General features: G+C 68.4%; 6 protein-coding genes. 1 reads left to right on the top strand and 5 read right to left on the bottom strand.

The features are described from left to right. The 3 genes from I71_RS01690 to hflK form a co-directional block, all read right to left on the bottom strand. The coding region (locus I71_RS01690; protein ID WP_375731161.1) for a Do family serine endopeptidase at positions 1-1145 on the bottom strand (1145 nt) is incomplete at its 3' end. Between the two features lie 372 nt (positions 1146-1517). Then, complete coding sequence (hflC, locus tag I71_RS01685) at positions 1518-2444, bottom strand: protease modulator HflC (RefSeq protein ID WP_042689349.1); 927 nt, start codon at positions 2442-2444, stop codon at positions 1518-1520. A 13-nt stretch (positions 2445-2457) separates the two neighbouring features. Next, positions 2458-3711, bottom strand: a complete 1254-nt coding sequence (hflK, locus tag I71_RS01680) for an FtsH protease activity modulator HflK (RefSeq protein WP_042689345.1) — start codon at positions 3709-3711, stop codon at positions 2458-2460. Positions 3712-3883: 172 nt separating this feature from the next. On the opposite strand from hflK, the gene apbC reads away from it, so the two are divergent. Then, the gene (gene apbC / locus I71_RS01675) at positions 3884-5053 is read left to right on the top strand and encodes an iron-sulfur cluster carrier protein ApbC (RefSeq protein ID WP_042689343.1); all 1170 of its coding nucleotides are present in this window, start codon (positions 3884-3886) and stop codon (positions 5051-5053) included. 38 nt (positions 5054-5091) lie between these two features. Here the strand turns inward: apbC and I71_RS01670 are convergent, their stop codons facing one another. Together I71_RS01670 and I71_RS01665 are read right to left on the bottom strand one after the other, a co-directional pair. Beyond that, positions 5092-6228 (bottom strand): Hsp70 family protein, encoded by a 1137-nt coding sequence (locus I71_RS01670; RefSeq protein WP_244433558.1) that lies wholly within the window; start codon positions 6226-6228, stop codon positions 5092-5094. A gap of 229 nt (positions 6229-6457) precedes the next feature. Continuing rightward, a partial coding sequence (locus tag I71_RS01665; protein ID WP_042689339.1) for an SDR family NAD(P)-dependent oxidoreductase occupies positions 6458-7188 on the bottom strand: 731 nt, incomplete at its 5' end.

Here is a 7188-nt window from a genome sequence, read left to right as displayed (position 1 = left end):
AGCAACCCCTGCTTCTCGGCAGGTTCCAGTTCGCCGACCTTGACGTGGACGGTCTGCGACTTGCCCTTGCGCCAGACTTCGACCGGAACGGCCTTGTCGATGGAGGTCTCGGCGACGACGCGCGGCAGGCGCCGCATCTCGTCGATTTCCCGGCCATCGAACTTGGTCACCACGTCGCCGGCCTGGATGCCACCCTTGGCGGCCGGACCGTCCTGCGTCACCGAGGCGACCAGCGCGCCCTTGTGATTGGGCAGGCCCAGGCTTTCGGCGATCTCCGGCGTCACCGCCTGAATGCGCACACCGAGCCAGCCGCGGCGGGTCTTGCCGTAGTCCTTGAGCTGCGCCACCACCTGCTTGGCGAGGTTGGACGGAATGGCGAAGCCGATGCCAACCGACCCGCCCGACGGCGAGAAGATGGCGGTGTTGATGCCGATGACCTCTCCGTTCAGGTTGAACATCGGGCCGCCGGAATTGCCGCGGTTGATCGAGGCGTCGGTCTGCAGGAAATCGTCATAGGGGCCGGCATCGATGTTCCGCTGACGCGCGGAGATGATGCCGGCAGTGACCGACCCGCCCAGGCCGAACGGGTTGCCGATCGCCAGAACCCAGTCGCCGACGCGCATGGCATCGCTGTCGCCGAAGGGAACGGCGACCAGCGGATGGCTGGTCTTGATCTTCAGCAGCGCCAGGTCGGTCTTGCTGTCCTTGCCGACCAGCTCCGCCTTGATGTTGGTATCGTCCTGCAGGATGACGGTGATCTCGTCGGCGTCCTGAACGACGTGGTTGTTGGTGACCACATAGCCGTTCTTGGCGTCGATGATGAAGCCGGACCCGAGCGACGTCGCCTTGCGCTGCGGCTGGTCCTGCTGCTGCTGACGGTCGAAGAAGTCCCGGAAGAAATCCTCGAAGGGCGAACCCGGCGGGAATTGCGGGACTTCGGGCCGCTGGCCCTGCGGACGTTGCGGCGCGCTCTGGCTGGTGGAGATGTTGACGACCGCCGGCAGCAGCTTTTCCGCCAGATCGGCGAAGCTGCCGGGCGCATTGCGCGGCGCCGTCGCCGCCTGGGCCTGACCCGTTTGTGCCTGGGCTGCCTGAGCCTGGGCCGGGGCGACGGCGAGACCGCCCATCACCGCACCGCCGGCCATGACCGACGTCATGCCCCAGACGATGGCGGCGACCAGCGGCCGGACGCCCGCCTTGCGAGGCCGGGCCTCGGCCACGGCGCCGCGCGTGGCGGGTTCGAGTTTGGGTATGCGAATCAACGTGCTCTCCCTACCAGACGTCCGGCCGATTCCGTGGGCGGGAGCGGCCGCCCGGTTCTGGGCCATATATGTGTTGGGCCAAGAGTATGGCCGCAAGATGGCGTGCCGGTCCAGTCGGCACCAGTGGAAATCTTAAGGCGCGCGGATTTCCTTCAAGCCAATTCTGCGGACCTCCAAGGGGGCCGGACATGGCTGCGGCCGGAACGGGGGCAATCCCGCTCCGGCCGCAAACAGTCCCGATCCGGCCCGGCAGCGTTACTGCGCGGGCGCGGGAGCGGGAGCAGCGGGGGCCGGCGAAGGCGCCGGACCGCCGCCCGCCTGGGCACCGGGGCCGCTGAAGTAGCGGAAGAACTCCCCGGTCGGCGACAGCACCATGGTGGTGTCGTTGCCGTTCAGCGCCTTCCGGTAGGCTTCGAGCGAGCGGTAGAAGCCATAGAAGCCGGGGTCCTGCGAGGTCGCCTCGGCGATCAGCTTCAGCGCCGTGTTGTCGCCTTCGCCGCGCAGGATCTGCGCGTCGCGCTGGGCCTCGGCGATGATGACCGTGCGTTCGCGTTCGGCACGCGACTTGATCTGCTGCGACTGTTCCTGGCCCTGGGCGCGGGCCTCGGACGCTTCGCGTTCGCGTTCGGACCGCATGCGGGCGAAGATCGACTGGCTGGTCTCCTCCGGCAGATCGGCTCGGCGGATGCGGACGTCGACGATCTCGATGCCGAAGCGCTTGGCCTCGTCATTCACCTGCCCCTTGATGTCGGTCATGATGCGGGCACGCTCGTCCGACAGGACGGCCAGCACCGTGACGTTGCCGAGCACACGGCGCAGGGCGGAGTTGACGATGGAGTTCAGGCGCGTTTCCGCCACCGCCTCGGTCCCGGCGGTCTGGTAGAAGCGCAGCGGATCGTGGATGCGGTAGCGGGCGAAGGCGTCGACATCCAGGCGCTTCTGGTCGGCCAGGATGACCTGCTCCACCGGCGGGTCGAGGTCGAGGACGCGGCGGTCGAGCAGCCGGACCTCCTGGATGAAGGGGATCTTCACCTTCAGGCCCGGGTCCTGGATCACCCGGCGCGGCTCGCCGAACTGCAGGACGAGCGCCTGCTGGGCCTCGTTGACGGTGAACAGGGCGGACGACGCGACGACGCCGAGGGCGACGATGGCGATACCGGCGATGGCGAGGGTGCGTTTCATGATGCGATCCTCCTCACTGGCCGGACGTTGAGGGATTTTGGGGCAGCGCGGACAAAGGCTGCGTCTGCGTGCCGGACCGTGCGCCACCCTGGTTGCCGCTCTGGTTGGCCGGGGCTTGACGCGGCGCCTGCTGCTGCGGAACCGGCGTGGCGTTCGGAGCCAGCTGGTTCAACGGCAGGTAGGGCACGACATTCTGGGCCGAACCGTCGACGATGATCTTGTTCCGGCCACGGAGGATCTCCTCCATGGTTTCCAGATACATGCGCTTGGCGGTGACGTCCTTGTTCAGCGCATAGGCCTCGTAGACCTTGCGGAAGCGGTCGGCGTCGCCCTGCGCCAGACTGACCACCTGCTCGCGGTAGGCCGAGGCCTCCTGCACCAGCCGCTCCGCCTCGCCGCGGGCGCGCGGGATGATGTCGTTGCGGTAGGCTTCCGCCTCGTTGCGGGCGCGTTCGCGGTCGGCGCGGGCACGCTGCACGTCGTTGAAGGCGTCGATGACCGGCTGCGGCGGGTCGGCCTTCTGCAGCTGGACCTGGGTGATCTCGATGCCGGCCTGATACTCGTCCAGCATGGTCTGGAGCAGCTGGCGGGTCGAGGTCTCGATCTGCTGGCGGGCCTCGGTCAGGGCGGGCTGCAGGTCGGTGCGGCCGATGACCTCGCGCATGGCGCTTTCGGCCGCCTTCTTCACCGTCACTTCCGGTTCGCGGATCTTGAACAGGAAATTGCCGGCGTCCTTGATGACCCAGAACACCGTGAAGTCGATGTCGATGATGTTCTCGTCGCCGGTCAGCATCAGCGACTCGTCCGGCACGTCGCGATCGGTGCGGCCGCCGCCGACGGAGGAGCGGTAGCCGACCTCGATCCGGTTGACGCGTGTCACCTTGGGCAGCAGCACCGTCTCGATCGGCGAGGGCAGGCGATAGCGCAGGCCGGGCTGTTCGGTCCGCACCCACTGGCCGAAGCGCATGACGACGCCCTGCTCGTCCGCCTCGACGCGGTAGATGCCGCTGGCGAGCCAGATCAGGCCGAGCACGCCGGCGACCAGCGCCACACCGCGTCCGCTGCCGAAGCCGCCGGGCATCGCCCGGCGCAGACGGTCCTGGCTGCGCCGCAGAAGATCCTCAAGGTCGGGAGGCTGCGGGCCGCCGCCGCCGCCGCCATTTCCCCCGCCCTGGGGACGCCCCCACGGGTTGCCCGGGCCGTTGTTGCCCGGCGGAGGACCCCAGGGGCCGCCACCACCGCCCCCACCCTGATTGTTCCACGGCATCCGACTGTGTCCCCCTCTGCGATTCGTCCCATCATGTGGAAGCGCAATGGCTTAAGCCCCGCGCATCCCTTTACCGATCTCGTCCGTCGGTCCTATAGTCCCCCATACCCTTCGGCAAGGATTCCACCAACGGATATCCGCCAATATCGGGAAGACAGCGGAGTTTTCAACCATGGCGCAGATCGGCGAAGCTCAAGTCATGCAGGCGCTGAAGACCGTCATCGACCCGGACCGGGGCGGCGACATCGTCAGCTTGGGCATGTTGTCGGGCCTCGTGGTGCGTGACGGGCATGTCGCTTTTTCCATCGAGGTGGACCCCAAGCGCGGTGCCCAGGCCGAGCCTCTGCGCCACGCGGCGGAGAAGGCGGTCGATGCCCTGCCGGGCGTCCTATCGGTCACCGCCGTGCTGACCGCCCACCGCGCCGCACCGCAGGCAGCGCCGCAGCAGGGACACTCGCATGGTGGGCATGGCCATTCGCACGGGCATTCCCATGGCGGCCACTCCCATGGCGCCGCGCCGCAGAACGATCCGCAAAAGCCGCTGGTCCCCGGCGTGAAGGCCATCGTCGCGGTGGCGTCCGGCAAGGGCGGCGTCGGCAAATCGACGACCTCGGCCAACCTCGCGCTGGCGCTGGCGGCGAACGGGCTGAAGGTCGGGCTGCTCGACGCCGACATCTACGGCCCGTCGATGCCGCGGATGATGGGCATCGCCGGCCGGCCCAACAGCCCCGACGGCAAGCGTCTGGAGCCGATGGAGAATTACGGCGTCAAGGTGATGTCGATGGGCTTCCTGGTGGCCGAGGACACGCCGATGATCTGGCGCGGACCGATGGTGATGAGCGCGTTGCAGCAGATGCTGCGCGACGTCAACTGGGGCACACTCGACGTGCTGGTGGTGGACATGCCGCCGGGCACCGGCGACGCCCAGCTGACCATGGCGCAGCAGGTGCCGCTGGCCGGCGCGGTGATCGTCTCCACCCCGCAGGACATCGCCCTGCTCGACGCCCGCAAGGGGTTGAACATGTTCCGCCGCGTCGATGTGCCCGTGTTGGGCATCATCGAGAACATGAGCTATTTCTGCTGCCCCAACTGCGGCCACCGCACCGACATCTTCAGCCACGGCGGCGCCCGCAAGGAAGCCGACGATCTCGGCATGGAGTTCCTGGGCGAGATCCCGCTGCACCTGTCGATCCGCGAGACCTCAGACCAGGGCCAGCCGATCGTGGTGTCGCAGCCGGACTCGGAACACGCCCAGGCCTATCGCCGGATCGCGACCCGCCTGTGGGAAAAGATCGGCGGCGGCAGCGGCGGCCGTGCGGCGCCGCGCATCGTGGTGCAGTAAAGGGTCAGGGGTGGGAGGTTGCCTCCCACCCCTTTCGTTCACCCGTACCGCCGCAGCGCCTCCACCGTCAGCCCCAGGCCGACGGAGCCGAAGATGTTTCCTTCCACCACCCGCGCGCCCGGCGCCTCGGCCAGGATCGCCGCACGGACCTGGGGCAGCAGGGTGGAGCCGCCGGTCAGGAACACCGCGTCGATGCGGTCGGCGGTCACCCCGGCGTCGGCGAGACAATCGCGGATGCGGGTTCCGATGCGGGCCGCCAGCGAACCGGTCGCGCGGTTCAACGCCCCCCGGTCCACCGCCAGCGCCAGTTCTCCATCACCCCAATCCAGCGCCAGCTCCGCCGACTCATGGTCGGACAGGGCGATCTTGGTCCGCTCCACCGCCATCGCCAGCGCATGGCCCTGGCGATGCTCGACCACGCCGATCAACCGCTCGATCTTCTCCGGCTCGGCCGAATCGCGCTGCAGCCGCTCCAACTCGGCCATCGCCTTCGCGGTGTAGAGGAAGTTGATCTTCGACCAGGTCGCCAGATCGAAATAGATGCTCCTGGGCGCCAGCAGCCCGGCGCGCTTCATCGCGCTGCCCAGGCCAAGCTCCGGCATGGCGGTGGCGAGGCTGAGATCGCGGTCGAAATCGGTGCCGCCGACGCGGATGCCGTCGTTGGCCAGGATGTCGGAGGCCCGGTCAGCCTTGCCGCGCCGCTCCGGCCCGATGCGCACGACCGAGAAGTCCGACGTGCCGCCGCCGATGTCGGCGATCAGCGCCAGTTCCTCCCCCGCCACCTGCTGCTCGTAATCGAGCGCGGCGGCGATGGGCTCGAACTGGAAGGAGACGTTGCGGAAGCCGGCGGCCCGCGCGATCTGCCCCAGCGTGTCTTCCGCCGCGGCGTCGCCGGCCGGATCGCCGTCGACGAAATGGACCGGACGGCCGACCACCACGTCGCCAAGCTCGCCGCCCAGCGCGTCCTCCGCCCGCTTCTTCACCAGATCGAGGAAGGTGCCGATCACCGCGCGGAAACTGATGCGGCCCTTGCGCAAGGCCGTATCGGCGTCGATCAGGTCGGTGCCGAGCATCGACTTGATGGAGCGCATCAGTCGCCCCTCCACGCCCGAGACATAGCCATCGATGGCGGCCTGGCCGATGGTGGTGCGGTCATGTTGGAAATCGAAGAACACGGCAGTTGGCAGGTCGTGCGCGAGCCGTCCAGCGCCAGCAGCCGGAAGCCGTCGGCGTCCTGCACGCCGAGCGTCGTGTTCGAGGTGCCGAAATCGAGCCCGCACGCCGTCATGTCCCGCCTCCTGCCCGGATGACCGGTGCGGCCACCCGCCGCACCGGAAAAGGGGCGAGCGTATAACGGCTCCGGACCGCCGGATCAAGCGCGCTGCGGAAGAATCGCCGGAGGCATCACGGGACGTAGCGCGTCCGTCCGCCATTCAGCGGCCGGCTCGCCAGCACCACCGGCAGCAGGAACAATGTCAGGTTGGTCCAGGAAAAGGACCACCCCCGCCCCTCTTCCCTCCCCCGGCTGCGCTGCCGTTCTCGCTCGATCCAGCCGCCGCTGGCGCTCTGATGTTCCGGCATGGCCGTCAGCACGCCGCCCGACGTGTCGGGAGCGGAGCGGTTCTGGAACATGTCGCGCTCGATGGTGTGGGCGAGCGCGCGCTCGGTCATCTGCGGCGCCATGGCGTTGCCGACGGCGGCGAGGCGCCCCTCGGCGCCGACGAACAGTTCACGCTGGGGATTGACGGCCAGCGACAGGATGGCGGCGGCGACCTCCTCCGGCGGGTGGATCGGGTTCAGCGGCTTCACCGCCCGGCCCGTGTAGTTGGCGGCATGTTGCCACAGCGGCGTGTCGATGGAAGCCGGCATGACCATGCAGACATGGATGTCGGGTTCGTCCACCAGCTCCTGCCGCAGGGATTCGGAAAAGCCGCGCACGGCGAATTTCGCCGCGGTATAGGGGGTGGCATAGCGCTGGCCGATGTTGGACACCATTGACGCGGTGTTGATGATGATCCCCTCGCCGCGGTCGAGGAAATGGGGCAGCACGGCGCGGCAGCCATGGACCATGCCGAAGAAGTCGGTGCGCACCACCTGCTCGAACACCTCGTCGGGGATTCCTGAAGCGCCGAAGG

Source organism: Azospirillum sp. B506, from assembly GCF_000333595.1.
GTDB lineage: Bacteria > Pseudomonadota > Alphaproteobacteria > Azospirillales > Azospirillaceae > Azospirillum.
Note: the sequence above shows the minus strand (reverse complement) of the source record. Positions and strands in the feature narration are given on the sequence as shown.